Origin of the sequence: Streptomyces sp. NPDC020807, assembly GCF_040641575.1 — a bacterium.
Lineage (GTDB): Bacteria > Actinomycetota > Actinomycetes > Streptomycetales > Streptomycetaceae > Streptomyces.
On record NZ_JBFADU010000009.1, the window covers coordinates 43,624 to 57,439 of the forward strand.

Here is a 13,816-nt window from a genome sequence, read left to right on the forward strand (position 1 = left end):
CGCCCCCGGCTGCCGGCCCCGGTAGGCGCCCCGGTCGCCGGCCCCGGTAGGCGCCTCGGTCCCGGCCCGGTCCGCCGAAGGTCAGTTGCCCGTGCGGGACCGGGCCTTGAAGGCGGACTTGCGGGCTTCCTTTGCGGTGGTCCTGTCGCGGTGGAGGCGGCCCATCGCCTCCAGGACCTCCGCCGTCGCCGGGTGGTCGACGCGCCAGGCCTCGTCGAAGAAGCCGCTGTGGCGGCCGGTGAGGCCCTCGATGAGTTCCTGGAGTTCCTCCAGGTCGCCGGCCGCGTCGAGCTGGGCCGCGATCGTGTCGATGGCGAGCCAGAAGATCATCGCCTCGGAGGGCGCGGGCACGTCCACCGCGCCGCGCTCCGCGAGCCAGACCCGCGCGAGGCCGCCGAGTTCGGCGTCGTCGAGGACCTCGCGGACCGCCGGCTCCGCCTCCGCGCCGACGAGCGACAGGGCCTGCTGGCAGTGGAGGCGCCGCAGCGGCGAGCCCGCGTCGGCGCCGCGTGCCGCGGCGAGCAGTTCGCGCGCCGCGTCCCGCGCGTCGCGCCCGGCGAGCCAGCCCGCCGTCTCGGCGCGCGCGGCGGCCTCCGGGTAGGCGGCGACGCCGGCGAGGAGGACGTCGGCGCCCCGGTCGGCGAGGTCGCCGACGGCCGGCGCGTCGACGCCCGCGTCCAGCATCCGGGCCCTGACCCCGTACAGACCGAGCGGCGTGAGCCGGACCATGCCGTACCGCGTGACGTCCTCGTCGTCGACGGGCGGGGCCGGCTCCTCGCCCTCCTCGGCCATGAGGGCCTCGTCGACGGGCTGGTACTCGACGAGCCCGATCGGTTCGAGCAGCCGGAACTGCTCGTCGAGCCGCATCATCGCGTCGGAGACCTGCTCCAGGATGTCGTCGGTCGGTTCGCCCATGTCGTCGGGGACGACCATCGACGCGGCGAGCGCGGGCAGCGGCACGGGCCCCTCGCCGGGCCCGCCCTCGCTGACGGTCAGCAGGTAGAGGTTGCCGAGGACGCCCTCCAGGAACTCCGCCTCCGCCTCCGGGTCCCAGTCGAGCGACTCGAAGTCGATCTCGCCGTCCTCGCCGACGATCGTGTCCAGCTCGCCGAGGACGGGCGCGACGGCGTCGCCGAAGACCGCGTCGAAGCCGTCGAGCCACAGCGCGAGGACGTCCTGCGGCGAACCGCCGGTGACGAGCGCGAGGTTCTCGCCGGGCCCGGCCGCGCCGGGGGTGTCGTCGTCCGCGCCGTCCTCGACCTCGACGAGGCCGGTGTCGACGGCGAGCCGCCACGCGTCGCCCGCGAGGATCTCGGCCTCCTCGACCGCGTCCTCGTACGCCTCGGTCTCCTCGCCGCCGAGTTCGTCCGCCGGGACCGTCAGCCCCAGGACCTCCACCGCCTCCGGCAGCTGCTCGTCGACGAGCTCGCCGCCCGCGCCGACCCGCGTCTCCGGCCCGGCCCAGCGGGCGAGCCGCACGGCCCGGGCGACCAGGGGCGCGGCCAGTGCCTCCCGCGCCAGCTCCGCGTCCGCGGGAAGCCGGACGGGGGGAAGGGTGGGCTGCTCGGCTGACATGTGGGGGTTCTCCTCGACGCGTGCGGAAGGAACGGATGCGGTGCCGGCGCCCGGACCCGACGGTCCCGCGGCGCCGCGAGCGGGTGCCGTACGCGGGTTCCGTACGGCGAAAGAGCGGTACTCAGGGTAGACGTTCCGGGCGGTCCGTCCGCCGGTTCACATATCAGTCAGCCTTCGTACACCCGTCGACTCTTGACAAGTTCCCCCTTCTCACCAGAGATTGACGCGCGTAGAACCATCTGCCGTTCCTCCAAGCACCCTCCGGAGCCCTTGATGTCTTCCTCCATACCGAGAACCGCCGCCGTCTCCGCCGTCGTCGCCGCGGCTCTCGCCGCCGGCCTGCTCGCCGGCTCGGCGAACGCGGCCACCGAGGACACCGCCGCGAACGTCCGCGTCCACGACATCCAGGGCACGACCCGCGTCTCCCCGCTCGCGGGCAAGCAGGTCACGGGCGTGACGGGCGTCGTCACCGCCGTCCGCACCTACGGTTCGCGCGGCTTCTGGATCCAGGACCCCGAGGGCGACGGCAACCCGGCGACCAGCGAGGGCCTGTTCGTCTTCACGAGCTCGGTCCCGACCGTCGCCGTCGGCGACGCGGTCCGCCTGAACGGCACGGTCACCGAGTACGTCCCCGGCGGCCTCACCTCCGGCAACCAGTCGCTGACCCAGATCTCCAAGCCGGTGATCACCGTCCTGTCGAAGGGCAACGCGGTCCCGGCCCCGGTGACCATCGACGCCGACTCCGTCCCGGACGCGTACACCCCGGCGGGCGACCCGGCCGACGGCGGCTCGATCAACAACCTGGAGCTGGACCCGGAGACGTACGCCCTGGACTACTACGAGTCCCTGGAGGGCACGAACGTCCGGATCGGCGAGTCCCGCGTGGTCGGCGCCACCGACCCGTACGCCGAGCTGTGGGTCACGGTGAAGCCCGAGGAGAACGCGAACGTCCGCGGCGGCACGGTCTACGGCTCGTACGAGTCCCAGAACACCGGCCGGCTCCAGATCCAGTCGCTGGTCCCGCTCGCCCAGCAGCCGTTCCCGAAGGCGAACGTCGGCGACGTGCTCACCGGCGAGACCGAGGGCCCGCTCGACTTCAACCAGTTCGGCGGCTACACGCTGACGGCCCGCACCCTCGGCACCGTCCAGGACAACGGCCTGGAGCGCGAGGTCACGGAGAAGCAGCACAAGAACGAGCTGGCCGTGGCGACGTACAACGTCGAGAACCTCGACCCGAGCGACCCGCAGGCGAAGTTCGACGCCCTCGCGAAGGCCGTCGTCGAGAACCTCGCCTCGCCGGACATCCTGGCCCTGGAGGAGATCCAGGACAACAACGGCGCCAAGAACGACGGCACGGTCGCCGCCGACCAGACGGTCAAGAAGTTCACGGACGCGATCGTCGCGGCCGGCGGCCCGGCCTACGACTGGCGCTCGATCGACCCGCAGAACGGCAAGGACGGCGGCGAGCCCGGCGGCAACATCCGCCAGGTCTTCCTCTTCAACCCCGAGCGCGTCTCCTTCACGGACCGCGCGGGCGGCGACGCCACCACGGCCACCACCGTCACGGGCAGCAAGGGCCGCCCGGCCCTCACCTCCTCCCCCGGCCGCATCGACCCGGCGAACACCGCCTGGGAGAGCAGCCGCAAGCCGCTCGCGGGCGAGTTCGTCTTCCGCGGCCGCACGGTCTTCGTCGTCGCCAACCACTTCGGCTCGAAGGGCGGCGACGAGTCGATCGTCTCGCACCACCAGCCGCCGAACCGTTCCTCCGAGGCGAAGCGCCTCCTCCAGGCGCAGGCCGTCAACGCCTTCGTGAAGGACATCGTCGCGCTCGACAAGCAGGCCGACGTCCTCGTGGTCGGCGACATCAACGACTTCGAGTTCTCCGGCACCACCCGGGCGCTGACGGACGGCGGGGCGCTGCTCCCGGCGATCACGTCGCTGCCCGAGTCCGAGCGGTACTCGTACGTCTACCAGGGCAACAGCCAGGTCCTCGACCAGATCCTGACGAGCTTCGGCGTGCACCACTTCGAGTACGACAGCGTGCACATCAACGCGGAGTTCGCCGACCAGGACAGCGACCACGACCCGCAGGTCCTGCGCTTCCGCCCGTAGTGCGGTGAGCCGGCACGGGCGTGCGAGACTGCGGGCCGTGATCCTGCGCCCCGCCACCCGTGCCGACCTGCCCGCCGTCCTCGCGCTCCTCGCCGACGAGGAGCGGGTGACGGACCCGGCCTCGACGACCGTCACCGCCGCCCACGAGCGGGCGTTCGCGGACATCGGGGCCGATCCGCGCAACGAGGTGCTGGTGCTGGTGGACGGCGGCCTCGTCCTCGGCTGCCTCCAGGCCACGTACATCCCGGGCCTCGGGAAGGGCGGCGCCGAGCGGGCGCTGATCGAGGCGGTCCGGATCAGGGCCGACCGACGGGGCTCCGGCCTCGGCCGGGCCCTGATGGAGGCCGCCGTGGCGCGCGCGGCGGGGCGCGGCTGCGCGCTGGTCCAGCTGACGAGCGACAAGCGGCGCACGGACGCGCACCGCTTCTACGCCTCGCTGGGCTTCGCCCGCAGCCACGACGGCTTCAAGCTGCCGCTCTGACGGGCGCCTCCCGGGGCCTGTCCGACCCTGGTCCGCCGGACAGGCCCTAGCCCAGCAGGTGCCCGCCGCCGTCGACGAGGAGCACCTCGCCGGTGATGTACGGGGAGTGGGCGAGGTCGAAGACGGCCCCCGCGACGTCCTCGGGGCGGCCGGTCCTGCGCAGCGGCACCACCGCGGCGACGTGCTCCTTGGCTGCTTCGGCGCCCTCGACCCCGTCGAACCAGGGGGTGTCGATCAGGCCGGGCGCGACCGCGTTGACCCGGATCTCCGGGCCGAGGGTCTTCGCGAGGAGCTTCGTCATGTGGTTGACGGCCGCCTTGGAGACCGCGTACGGGATGGCGCTTCCGCCGGGCCTGACCCCGGCCTGCGAGGAGACGGTGACGACCGCGCCGCCGGTCTTCCGCAGGTGCGGGACGGCCGCGGTGATCGTCTGCCAGACGCCGATGACGTTGACGTCGTAGAGGTGCCGCCAGACCTCGGGCGAGGCGGCGTCGAGGTCGTGGTGCGGGATGAAGCGGGTGGTCCCCGCGCAGTTGACGAGGACGTCGAGCCGGCCGTACGCCTCCACGGCCGCGGCGACGAGCCCGGCGGCCTCGGCCTCGACCGAGACGTCCGCTTGGACGTAGACGGCGTCGGGCAGTTCGGCGGCGAGGGCCCGGCCCGCCTCGACCGACCGGGCGGAGTTGACGACGACCCGCAGTCCGGCCTCGGCGAGCCGCCGGGCGACGGCGGCTCCGATGCCCGAGGACGAGCCGGTGACGAGTGCGACGCGCTGATCGCTCATGTGCTGTTCTCTCCATGTCCCCCTGTCGCGCCCGGCCGATCATGCCAGACCCGACTGTTCACGGGAGCTGAATCCTCGGCCCAAGAAGATCTAAGTGGACCTTCACGGTCCCGCGCGCCCAGACTTGCCGCATGAGCACCATGACGACGGAACGCCCCTTCGGCCGCGCGCTCTGCGCGATGGTCACCCCGTTCACCCCCGACGGCGGGCTCGACCTCGACGAGGCCGCCGGGCTCGCCGCCCGCCTCGTCGGCGAGGGCTGCGACGGGCTGGTCCTCAACGGCACCACGGGCGAGTCCCCGACCACGTCCGACGCCGAGAAGTCCGCGCTGGTCCGCGCCGTGCGCGAGGCCGTCGGCCCCGGCGTGCCGGTCCTCACCGGCATCGGCACCGCCGACACCCGGCACACCGCGGAGCTGGCCCGCGCGGCCGAGGAGGCGGGCGCCGACGGGCTGCTCGTCGTCACCCCGTACTACAGCCGGCCGCCGCAGGCGGCGGTCGAGGCGCACTTCCTGAAGGTCGCCGACGCGACCGGCCTGCCGGTCATGGTCTACGACATCCCGGGCCGTACGGGCACCCGCGTCGAACCGGCGACCATGCGGCGGCTCGCGGAGCACCCCCGGATCGTGGCGGTCAAGGACTGCTCGTACGACCTGCTCACCGCGGCCCGGCTGATCGCGGAGACCGGCCTCGCGTACTACTCGGGGTGCGAGGAGCTGAACCTGCCGCTGTACGCGGTCGGCGGCGCGGGCTACGTCAGCACCGTCGCCAACGTGGTCCCCCGGGAGCTCCGGGCGATCCTGGACGCGTTCGACGCGGGCGACACGGCGGAGGCGACCCGGCTGAACGCGCGGGTGCTGCCGCTGGCCGAGCTGATGATGGACGCGGGCCTGCCCGGGACGGTGACCGCGAAGGCGCTGCTCGGCGGGGTGCTCAGGGAACCGCTGCAGCCCGCCGACCGGGTGGCGGTCGACGGGCTGCGGGCGGCGTACGAGGCGTTGGTTCAGGCGGAGTCGGTGGTCGTGGTGTGACCCAGGACCGCGGCGTGCTCCAGGACGTCTTCCAGCGGGTCGTCGATCTGACCGGTGTGGAGCGAGAGACTGGGCCCGTTCGTGACCGTGGGGCCGTTGTGGGTGTGCGTCTCGTCCGCCTGGGCCGCGCCGCCCGGCAGCAGGACCGCCGCCATCGTGAGCACCCCGACGACCGTGGGCTTCGTCCTCATGTCGACTCCTCGCCGTGATTGCGTGCAGTGACTCTGCGTCCGGCCTAACGCCGGGAATTGACGCAGAGTCACCGCGCCACGGGGTGGTGTCAGTTGTGGCTGTGCAGGACGTCGTTGAGGCCGCCCCAGACCGCGTTGTTCGGACGGGCCTCGACGGCGCCGGTGACCGAGTTGCGGCGGAAGAGGATGTTCGAGGCGCCGGAGAGCTCGCGGGCCTTGACGACCTGGCCGTCGGGCATGGTGACCCGGGTGCCGGCGGTGACGTACAGGCCGGCCTCGACGACGCACTCGTCGCCGAGGGCGATGCCGACGCCCGCCTCGGCGCCGATGAGGCAGCGCTCGCCGATGGAGATGATCACGTTGCCGCCGCCGGAGAGGGTGCCCATGGTGGAGGCGCCGCCGCCGATGTCGGAGCCGTTGCCGACGACGACGCCGGCGGAGATGCGGCCCTCGACCATCGAGGTGCCGAGGGTGCCGGCGTTGAAGTTGACGAAGCCCTCGTGCATGACGGTGGTGCCGGCGGCGAGGTGGGCGCCGAGGCGGACGCGGTCGGCGTCGGCGATGCGGACGCCGGCGGGGACGACGTAGTCGGTCATGCGGGGGAACTTGTCGATCGAGGTGACCTGGAGGTGCAGGCCCTCGGCGCGGGCGTTGAGCCGCACCTTCTCGATGTCGTCGACGGCGACCGGGCCGAGCGAGGTCCAGGCGACGTTGGTGAGGAGGCCGAAGACGCCGTCGAGGCTCTGGCCGTGCGGCTGGACGAGCCGGTGGCTGAGCAGGTGCAGGCGCAGGTAGGCGTCGTGGGCGTCGAGCGGCTTGTCGTCGAGGGAGCCGATGACGGTGCGGACGGCGACCACCTCGACGCCGCGGCGGGCGTCCACGCCGAGGGCCTTGACGGCGCCTTCGCCGAGGGCGTTGAGGGCCTCGTCGGCGGTGAGCCGGGTGGTGCCGGCGGGGCCGGGCTCGTCGGTCAGCTCGGGGGCGGGGAACCAGGTGTCGAGAACGGAGCCGTCACCGGCGAGGGTGGCGAGGCCGGCGGCGACGGCGCCGGTGGTGCGGGGAGCAGTGGTGGTCATGACGGAAAACCTAACCGGCGGGCCCCCGCCCGGGCCAACCGGTCTCAGGTGGCGGTCGAACGCGTCGGCCTCTCCGGGGCCCCTGCCAGGACCCGGGCGAGCATCTCGCGCGCGAACTCCTCGTCGTACGTCCCGTCGGTGAGCAGGACCTGGAGGCAGACGCCGTCCACGAGGGCGACGACGGCGCGGGCGGTGACGGGGTCGGTGCGCGGGGCGAGGGCGGCGGTGACGGTGTCGGCCCATTCGGCGGCGACGGGCCGCAGGGCGGGCCGCCGGAGGGCGGCGAGGTAGAGCTCGTACTCCAGCTCCACGCGCGCGCGTTCGCCGCCGAGCCACTCGCCGAGCAGCCGCGCGAGGGTGGCGGCGAGCTCGTCGCCTCCGCCGTCGCCTGCGTCGCCGAGCCCGTCCCTCAGCACCCGCCCCAGGCCCTCGTTGGCCTTGCGGAGGGCGGCGACGAGGAGTTCGTCGAGGGAGCCGAAGTGGTACGTGGTCGAGCCGAGCGGCACGTCCGCCTCGGCGGCCACCGTGCGGTGGGTGATGCCGGCGATCCCTCCGTCGTGGGCGACGCGGAGGGCGGCGTCGACGATCCGGTCGCGGCGCTCGGGGTCGTACCGCCTGGTCCGGGTCATCAGTGGGCACCACCGAGGTTGAGGACGGCGACCCCGGCGATGATGAGCACGATTCCGGCGATCTTCGCGGCGTTGAGGCTCTCGCCCAGGAAGAGGAAGCCGATGGTGGCGACGGCGGCGGTGCCGACGCCGGACCAGATGGCGTAGGCGGTGCCGACCTGGAGGGTCTTGAGCGCCTGGGCGAGGAGGGCGAAGGCGACGAGGTAGCCGACGCCGGTGACCAGCGAGGGCCAGAGCCGGGTGAAACCGTCGCTGTACTTCATCGAGGTCGTCGCGAGGATCTCGGCCGCGATCGCGCCCGCGAGGAGTCCGTATCCCATGCGTACGAGCGTACACAACAAATGTACGACAGTACGCATGGGTGGCCGATATCGTGCCCCCCATGACGATTCCCCCAGGGCAGCCGCCGTACGACACCGGACACGGGTACGGGTACGGGTACGGATACGGCCCCGGCTGTCCGCCGCCGCCCCCGAAGCCCGGGGTCATACCCCTGGCGCCACTCGGGGTCGGCGCCATCCTGTCGGGGACGTTCGCCGCCTTCGGCCGCCACTGGAAGCAGCTCCTCGGCGTCGCCGCCACCGTCTACGGCGCCGCGATCGTCGTCGTCCTCGCGGCGATCGGCCTCGCCTACGCGGCCGTGGCCGACGGCCTCCCCGCCGTCTTCGACCTGCCCGACGCCCAGGAACCGCAGTGGGACGACGTCCGGCCGCTGCTCGTGGCCTTCGGCGTCGTCTGGCTCGTCGCCGTCGCGGCGATGATCGTCGCGGCGGCCCTCCTCTCGGCGGCGTGCCCGGTCGTGATCCAGGAGGCCGTCCTCGGCCGCCCGCTCGGTTTCGGCGAGCTGTGGCGCCGGGCCTGGTCCCGGACGGGGGCGGTCCTGGGCGCGACCCTCCTGACGGGCCTCGCCACGATGCTCCCGCTGCTCCTCGCGGTGGCGGGCTTCATCGGCATGTTCTTCGGGGCGTTCAGCGCCGCGATCGACTCGGACGACCCGCCGGTCGGCGACTACATCGCCCTGCCCCTCGTGGGCATCGGCCTCGCCCTGCTCCTCACCCCGGTGTCCGTCTGGCTCTGGGTGAAGTTCAGCCTGGCCCCCTCGGTGGCGGTGATGGAGCGCCAGGGCGCGCTCACCTCGATGAGCCGCTCCTCGGCCCTGGTCCGCGACAACTGGTGGCGCTCCTTCGGCACCCTGCTGCTGATCAGCCTCATCGTCAACGCCGTCGCCATGGTCGTCCAGCAGATCCTGTCCCTGCTGATGTGGATCCCCCTGATGGGCGCGAGCGGCGGCGACAGCGCCGGCGCGGCCGTCGTCTTCGTGGTGATCGTCGCCGTCTTCGTCTTCCTCGGCCAGATGGTCAGCCAGATCCTGGTCTCGGTCTTCCCCCCGATGACGACGGCCCTGCTCTACGTCGACCTCCGCATCCGCAAGGAGAACCTGGCCGCGGACCTGACCCGGGCCGCGGGCCTCTGAGCTCCCTCCCGGACACACCGGACACGCGAGAACGGCCGCGCCCCGAAGGGTGCGGCCGTTCTCGCGTACGGGCGTCGATCAGACGTTGAAGCCGAGCGCGCGGAGCTGCTCGCGGCCGTCGTCGGTGATCTTGTCCGGGCCCCACGGGGGCATCCAGACCCAGTTGATCTTCAGCTCGTTGACGATGCCGTCCGTCGCGGAGCGGGCCTGGTCCTCGATCACGTCGGTCAGCGGGCAGGCCGCCGACGTCAGCGTCATGTCCAGGGTCGCGACGTTCGAGTCGTCGATGTGGATGCCGTAGATCAGGCCCAGGTTGACGACGTCGATGCCCAGCTCGGGGTCGACGACGTCGTACAGCGCCTCGCGGACTTCTTCCTCGGAGGCCGGCTTCATCGTGGCCTCGGCGTTCTCGGTCATGCCGACTTCCTCTCAGCGACACCGTCTCCCAGAGCCTGGGCGGTCGCGTCCTTCCACGCCATCCAGCTGAGCAGCGCGCACTTCACACGGGCCGGGTACTTGGAGACGCCCGCGAACGCGACCGCGTCCTCCAGGACCTCCTCCATGGCGTCGTCGGGCTCGATCTGGCCCTTCGACTGCATCAGCTCCAGGAAGGTGCCCTGGATCTTCTGCGCCTCGGCGAGCTCCTTGCCGACGAGCAGCTCGTTGAGGACCGAGGCCGAGGCCTGGCTGATGGAGCAGCCCTGGCCCTCGTACGACACGTCCGCGATGCGCGAGCCGTCGTACTTCACGCGGAGCGTGATCTCGTCGCCGCACGTCGGGTTGACGTGGTGCACCTCGGCGTCGCCGTCCCGGAGACCGCGCCCGTGCGGGTGCTTGTAGTGGTCCAGGATGACGTCCTGGTACATCGAATCCAGCTTCACGACCGTACCCCTACCCGAAGAAGTTCCGTACGTGCTCCAGTCCCGCGACGAGGGCGTCGACCTCGGCCGGAGTGGAGTACAGATAGAACGACGCTCGCGTGGTCGCCGGAATTCCGTAGCGCAGGCAGACCGGGCGCGCGCAGTGGTGGCCGACGCGGACCGCGATGCCTTCCTCGTCGAGCACCTGGCCCACGTCGTGGGGGTGGATGTCGCCGAGCGTGAAGGAGATCGCCGCGCCGCGGTCCTCGGCCGTGGTGGGGCCGATGATCCGCAGGTCCGGAACCTCCTGGAGGCGGCGGACGGCGTACTCGGTGATCGCGTGCTCGTGGCGCGCGATGTTCTCCATGCCGATCGCCGACAGGTAGTCCACGGCCGCGCCGAGGCCGACGGCCTGGGCGATCGGGGGCGTACCCGCCTCGAACTTGTGCGGCGCCGGGGCGTAGGTCGAGGAGTGCATCGAGACGGTCTCGATCATCTCGCCGCCGCCGAGGAAGGGCGGGAGGTCCTCCAGGAGCTCCTGCCGTCCCCACAGCACGCCGATGCCGGTCGGGCCGCACATCTTGTGGCCGGTGAAGGCGACGAAGTCGGCCTGGAGCGCCTGCACGTCCAGGACCATGTGCGGGGCCGCCTGCGAGGCGTCGATGCAGACGAGCGCACCGACCTCCTGCGCGCGACGGATGATCGTCTCGACCGGGTTGACCGTTCCCAGCAGGTTCGAGACCAGCGTGAACGAGACGATCTTGGTCTTCTCGGTGATGACCTCTTCGATGTTGGAGAGGTCGAGACGGCCGTCGTCGGTGAGGCCGAACCACTTCAGCTTCGCGCCCGTGCGCTGCGAGAGCAGCTGCCACGGCACGATGTTGGAGTGGTGCTCCATCTCCGTGATGGCGATCTCGGTCTCGTGGTCCACGCGGTAGGGCTCTTCGGCCCAGCCCAGCATGTTGGCCACGAGGTTGAGCGACTCCGAGGCGTTCTTGGTGAAGATCACCTCGTCGCGGCTCGGGGCGTTGATGAAGGCGGCGACCTTGTCACGCGCGCCCTCGTACAGCGCCGTCGCCTCCTCGGCGACCGTGTAGACGCCGCGGTGCACGTTGGCGTTGTGCCGCTCGTAGTACTCGCTCAGCGCGTCGAGGACCTGGCGCGGCTTCTGCGAGGTCGCCGCGGAGTCCAGGTACACGATCTTCTTGCCGTCGTGGACCACGCGATCCAGGAGCGGGAAGTCCTTGCGGATCGCCTCGGTGTCGAGGAGGCCGGAGAGCCCCTGATGGGCAGAAGTCACGCGGACGCGCCACCCTTCACGTACTTGTCGTAGCCCTCGTTCTCCAGGACGTCCGCGAGCTCGGCGCCGCCGGACTCGGCGATGCGGCCGTTCGCGAAGACGTGCACGAAGTCGGGCTTGATGTAGCGCAGGATGCGCGTGTAGTGGGTGATCAGCAGCGTGCCGACCTCGCCGGTCTCGCGGACGCGGTTGACGCCCTCGGAGACGATGCGGAGCGCGTCGACGTCGAGGCCGGAGTCGGTCTCGTCGAGGATCGCGATCTTCGGCTTGAGGAGCTCCAGCTGGAGGATCTCGTGGCGCTTCTTCTCACCGCCGGAGAAGCCCTCGTTGACGTTGCGCTCGGCGAAGGCCGGGTCCATCTGGAGCTGCTCCATCGCGGACTTGACCTCCTTCACCCAGGTGCGCAGCTTGGGCGCCTCGCCGCGGACGGCGGTGGCGGAGGTGCGCAGGAAGTTGGAGACCGAGACGCCGGGGACCTCGACCGGGTACTGCATGGCCAGGAAGACGCCGGCGCGGGCGCGCTCGTCGACCGACATCTCCAGGACGTCCTCGCCGTCGAGGGTGACGGTGCCGCCGGTGACCGTGTACTTCGGGTGGCCCGCGAGCGAGTACGCCAGGGTCGACTTGCCGGAGCCGTTGGGGCCCATGACGGCGTGGGTCTCGCCCTGCTTGATGGTCAGGTCGACACCCTTGAGGATCTCCCGGGGGCCGTTCTCGGCCTCGACGGAGACGTGCAGGTCGTGGATTTCAAGCGTTGCCATGGGTGACTCAGGACTCCTGGGTGACGGAGACGAGCACATCGTCCCCTTCGATCTTTACGGGGTATACGGGGACGGGGCGCGTCGCGGGAAGGCCGGAGGGCTTGCCGGTGCGCAGGTCGAAGCTGGACCCGTGCAGCCAGCACTCGATGGCGCAGTCCTCGACCTCGCCCTCCGAGAGGGAGACGTTCGCGTGCGAGCAGATGTCGTTGATCGCGAACACCTCGCCCTCGGTGCGGACGACCGACACCGGCGTGCCGTCGACCTCGACCCGCCGCGGGGTGTCGGTCTCCAGCTCGCTCAGCGCGCAGACTCGGACGAAGGCCATCAGACGGAGGCCTCCAGCTCGGCCTCGATCTTGGCGAGGAGGCGCTCCTGGACGTCCGGCAGACCGATCTGCTGGACGAGCTCCGCGAAGAAGCCGCGGACGACGAGGCGGCGGGCCTCGGCCTCCGGGATGCCGCGGGCCATCAGGTAGAAGAGCTGCTCGTCGTCGAAGCGGCCGGTGGCCGAGGCGTGGCCGGCGCCGGCGATCTCGCCGGTCTCGATCTCCAGGTTCGGCACGGAGTCGACCCGGGCGCCGTCCGTGAGGACCAGGTTCCGGTTGAGCTCGTAGGTGTCGGTGCCCTCGGCGGCGGCCTGGATGAGCACGTCACCGATCCAGACGGCGTGCGCGTCCTGGCCCTGAAGGGCGCCCTTGTAGGCCACGTTGGACTTGCAGTGCGGGGTGTTGTGGTCGACCAGGAGGCGGTGCTCCTGGTGCTGCCCGGCGTCGGTGAAGTACAGGCCGAAGAGCTCGGCCTCGCCGCCGGGGGCGGCGTAGGAGACGCGCGGGTGGAGGCGGACGACGTCACCGCCGAAGGTGACGACGACCGACTTGAAGGAGGCGTCGCGGCCGACCAGCGCGTTGTGCTGGGCGACGTGGACGGCGGTCTCGTCCCAGTCCTGGACGGAGACGACGGTGAGCTTGGCGCCGTCGCCGAGGACGTAGTCCACGTTGGCGGCGAGCACGGCGTCACCGGTGTGGTCGATGACCACGACGGCCTCGGCGAAGGCGCCGAGCTCGATCACCTGGTGGCCGAAGGCGACCCCGCCCTGTCCGTGGACGGAGATGCGGATCGGCTCGGTGAGGACGGCCTCCTTGGCGACGGTGACGACCGAGGCCTTCTCGAAGGAGGAGTACGCCTGGGCGGCGACGCGGTCGACCGGCTTGCCGGCCTTGCCGAGCCGCTCGTCCTCGCGGCCGACGGTCTCCACCGTGACGCCCTCGGGGGCCTGGACCTCGACCTTGACGCCCTCCCCGGAGGCGACGGCGGTGCCGTCGTGCAGGCCGCGGAGGCGCGCCAGCGGGGTGAACCGCCACTCCTCCTCGCGGCCGTGCGGGACGGGGAAGTCCGCGACGTCGAAGGACGGGGGCGCGCTCATGCGCGTGGCGACGGTGGACTCGGCGGCCACCGCGATCGAGCCGGCGGTGGTGGAACCCGCCGGGATGTTCTGAGCCTCAGCCATGGCTGGTCTTTTGCTCTCTTCCTGCGTACGTACGAA

General features: G+C 71.8%; 16 protein-coding genes. 4 read left to right on the forward strand and 12 right to left on the reverse strand.

The window, feature by feature from the left end; all coding sequences use genetic code 11:
• Positions 1–81: 81 nt before the first annotated feature.
• On the reverse strand, positions 82–1,575 hold the full coding sequence (locus AB0G79_RS16360; RefSeq protein WP_360806758.1) for a hypothetical protein: 1,494 nt from the start codon (positions 1,573–1,575) through the stop codon (positions 82–84).
• 273 nt (positions 1,576–1,848) lie between these two features.
• Here AB0G79_RS16360 and AB0G79_RS16365 point away from each other — a divergent pair, with 273 nt between their 5' ends.
• Together AB0G79_RS16365 and AB0G79_RS16370 are read left to right on the forward strand one after the other, a co-directional pair.
• The gene (locus tag AB0G79_RS16365; RefSeq protein WP_360806761.1) at positions 1,849–3,687 is read left to right on the forward strand and encodes an endonuclease/exonuclease/phosphatase family protein; all 1,839 of its coding nucleotides are present in this window, start codon (positions 1,849–1,851) and stop codon (positions 3,685–3,687) included.
• Positions 3,688–3,724: 37 nt separating this feature from the next.
• The gene (locus AB0G79_RS16370) at positions 3,725–4,168 is read left to right on the forward strand and encodes a GNAT family N-acetyltransferase (RefSeq protein ID WP_360806764.1); all 444 of its coding nucleotides are present in this window, start codon (positions 3,725–3,727) and stop codon (positions 4,166–4,168) included.
• Between the two features lie 46 nt (positions 4,169–4,214).
• On the opposite strand, the gene AB0G79_RS16375 is transcribed toward AB0G79_RS16370, so the two are convergent.
• On the reverse strand, positions 4,215–4,952 hold the full coding sequence (locus tag AB0G79_RS16375) for an SDR family NAD(P)-dependent oxidoreductase (protein ID WP_360806767.1): 738 nt from the start codon (positions 4,950–4,952) through the stop codon (positions 4,215–4,217).
• 140 nt (positions 4,953–5,092) lie between these two features.
• On the opposite strand from AB0G79_RS16375, the gene dapA reads away from it, so the two are divergent.
• Positions 5,093–5,983: a 4-hydroxy-tetrahydrodipicolinate synthase gene (gene dapA / locus AB0G79_RS16380; protein ID WP_360807066.1), complete on the forward strand. Its 891-nt coding sequence runs from the start codon at positions 5,093–5,095 to the stop codon at positions 5,981–5,983.
• Here the strand turns inward: dapA and AB0G79_RS16385 are convergent.
• The 4 genes from AB0G79_RS16385 to AB0G79_RS16400 form a co-directional block, all read right to left on the reverse strand.
• Entirely contained in the window at positions 5,956–6,174 is a 219-nt protein-coding gene (locus AB0G79_RS16385; protein WP_360806770.1) for a hypothetical protein, read from the reverse strand. The genes dapA and AB0G79_RS16385 overlap by 28 nt on opposite strands.
• A gap of 89 nt (positions 6,175–6,263) precedes the next feature.
• Positions 6,264–7,250: a 2,3,4,5-tetrahydropyridine-2,6-dicarboxylate N-succinyltransferase gene (gene dapD / locus AB0G79_RS16390; protein WP_360806773.1), complete on the reverse strand. Its 987-nt coding sequence runs from the start codon at positions 7,248–7,250 to the stop codon at positions 6,264–6,266.
• 44 nt (positions 7,251–7,294) lie between these two features.
• A complete protein-coding gene (locus tag AB0G79_RS16395) occupies positions 7,295–7,879 on the reverse strand; it encodes a TetR family transcriptional regulator (protein WP_360806776.1) in 585 nt (194 codons plus the stop codon).
• Entirely contained in the window at positions 7,879–8,199 is a 321-nt protein-coding gene (locus AB0G79_RS16400) for a multidrug efflux SMR transporter (RefSeq protein WP_360806779.1), read from the reverse strand. The genes AB0G79_RS16395 and AB0G79_RS16400 overlap by 1 nt, the downstream gene beginning before the upstream one ends.
• A 62-nt stretch (positions 8,200–8,261) precedes the next feature.
• On the opposite strand from AB0G79_RS16400, the gene AB0G79_RS16405 reads away from it, so the two are divergent.
• Positions 8,262–9,353, forward strand: coding sequence for an oxidoreductase (locus tag AB0G79_RS16405; protein WP_360806782.1), 1,092 nt, complete (start codon positions 8,262–8,264; stop codon positions 9,351–9,353).
• Between the two features lie 78 nt (positions 9,354–9,431).
• On the opposite strand, the gene AB0G79_RS16410 is transcribed toward AB0G79_RS16405, so the two are convergent.
• The 6 genes from AB0G79_RS16410 to sufD are packed head-to-tail and all read right to left on the reverse strand — an operon-like array spanning position 9,432 to position 13,780.
• Positions 9,432–9,770, reverse strand: a complete 339-nt coding sequence (locus AB0G79_RS16410) for a metal-sulfur cluster assembly factor (RefSeq protein WP_351794751.1) — start codon at positions 9,768–9,770, stop codon at positions 9,432–9,434.
• Positions 9,767–10,234 (reverse strand): Fe-S cluster assembly sulfur transfer protein SufU, encoded by a 468-nt coding sequence (sufU, locus tag AB0G79_RS16415; protein WP_360806786.1) that lies wholly within the window; start codon positions 10,232–10,234, stop codon positions 9,767–9,769. The genes AB0G79_RS16410 and sufU overlap by 4 nt, the downstream gene beginning before the upstream one ends.
• 10 nt (positions 10,235–10,244) lie before the next feature.
• Positions 10,245–11,513: a cysteine desulfurase gene (locus AB0G79_RS16420; RefSeq protein ID WP_360806789.1), complete on the reverse strand. Its 1,269-nt coding sequence runs from the start codon at positions 11,511–11,513 to the stop codon at positions 10,245–10,247.
• The gene (gene sufC / locus AB0G79_RS16425) at positions 11,510–12,274 is read right to left on the reverse strand and encodes a Fe-S cluster assembly ATPase SufC (protein WP_030692513.1); all 765 of its coding nucleotides are present in this window, start codon (positions 12,272–12,274) and stop codon (positions 11,510–11,512) included. The genes AB0G79_RS16420 and sufC overlap by 4 nt, the downstream gene beginning before the upstream one ends.
• 7 nt (positions 12,275–12,281) lie before the next feature.
• Entirely contained in the window at positions 12,282–12,599 is a 318-nt protein-coding gene (locus AB0G79_RS16430) for a bifunctional 3-phenylpropionate/cinnamic acid dioxygenase ferredoxin subunit (RefSeq protein ID WP_360806793.1), read from the reverse strand.
• The gene (sufD, locus tag AB0G79_RS16435; protein ID WP_360806796.1) at positions 12,599–13,780 is read right to left on the reverse strand and encodes a Fe-S cluster assembly protein SufD; all 1,182 of its coding nucleotides are present in this window, start codon (positions 13,778–13,780) and stop codon (positions 12,599–12,601) included. The genes AB0G79_RS16430 and sufD overlap by 1 nt, the downstream gene beginning before the upstream one ends.
• Positions 13,781–13,816: the final 36 nt, after the last annotated feature.

What these genes read in the sequence shown, in the direction of transcription:
- AB0G79_RS16360 (WP_360806758.1), bottom strand. Translation starts at nt 1,575, where the DNA reads ATGTCAGCCGAGCAGCCCACCCTTCCCCCCGTCCGGCTTCCCGCGGAC.
- AB0G79_RS16385 (WP_360806770.1), bottom strand. Translation starts at nt 6,174, where the DNA reads ATGAGGACGAAGCCCACGGTCGTCGGGGTGCTCACGATGGCGGCGGTC.
- AB0G79_RS16400 (WP_360806779.1), bottom strand. Translation starts at nt 8,199, where the DNA reads ATGGGATACGGACTCCTCGCGGGCGCGATCGCGGCCGAGATCCTCGCG.
- AB0G79_RS16405 (WP_360806782.1), top strand. Translation starts at nt 8,262, where the DNA reads ATGACGATTCCCCCAGGGCAGCCGCCGTACGACACCGGACACGGGTAC.
- AB0G79_RS16375 (WP_360806767.1), bottom strand. Translation starts at nt 4,952, where the DNA reads ATGAGCGATCAGCGCGTCGCACTCGTCACCGGCTCGTCCTCGGGCATC.
- AB0G79_RS16430 (WP_360806793.1), bottom strand. Translation starts at nt 12,599, where the DNA reads ATGGCCTTCGTCCGAGTCTGCGCGCTGAGCGAGCTGGAGACCGACACC.
- AB0G79_RS16365 (WP_360806761.1), top strand. Translation starts at nt 1,849, where the DNA reads ATGTCTTCCTCCATACCGAGAACCGCCGCCGTCTCCGCCGTCGTCGCC.
- sufD (WP_360806796.1), bottom strand. Translation starts at nt 13,780, where the DNA reads ATGGCTGAGGCTCAGAACATCCCGGCGGGTTCCACCACCGCCGGCTCG.
- sufC (WP_030692513.1), bottom strand. Translation starts at nt 12,274, where the DNA reads ATGGCAACGCTTGAAATCCACGACCTGCACGTCTCCGTCGAGGCCGAG.
- AB0G79_RS16410 (WP_351794751.1), bottom strand. Translation starts at nt 9,770, where the DNA reads ATGACCGAGAACGCCGAGGCCACGATGAAGCCGGCCTCCGAGGAAGAA.
- AB0G79_RS16395 (WP_360806776.1), bottom strand. Translation starts at nt 7,879, where the DNA reads ATGACCCGGACCAGGCGGTACGACCCCGAGCGCCGCGACCGGATCGTC.
- dapD (WP_360806773.1), bottom strand. Translation starts at nt 7,250, where the DNA reads ATGACCACCACTGCTCCCCGCACCACCGGCGCCGTCGCCGCCGGCCTC.
- dapA (WP_360807066.1), top strand. Translation starts at nt 5,093, where the DNA reads ATGACGACGGAACGCCCCTTCGGCCGCGCGCTCTGCGCGATGGTCACC.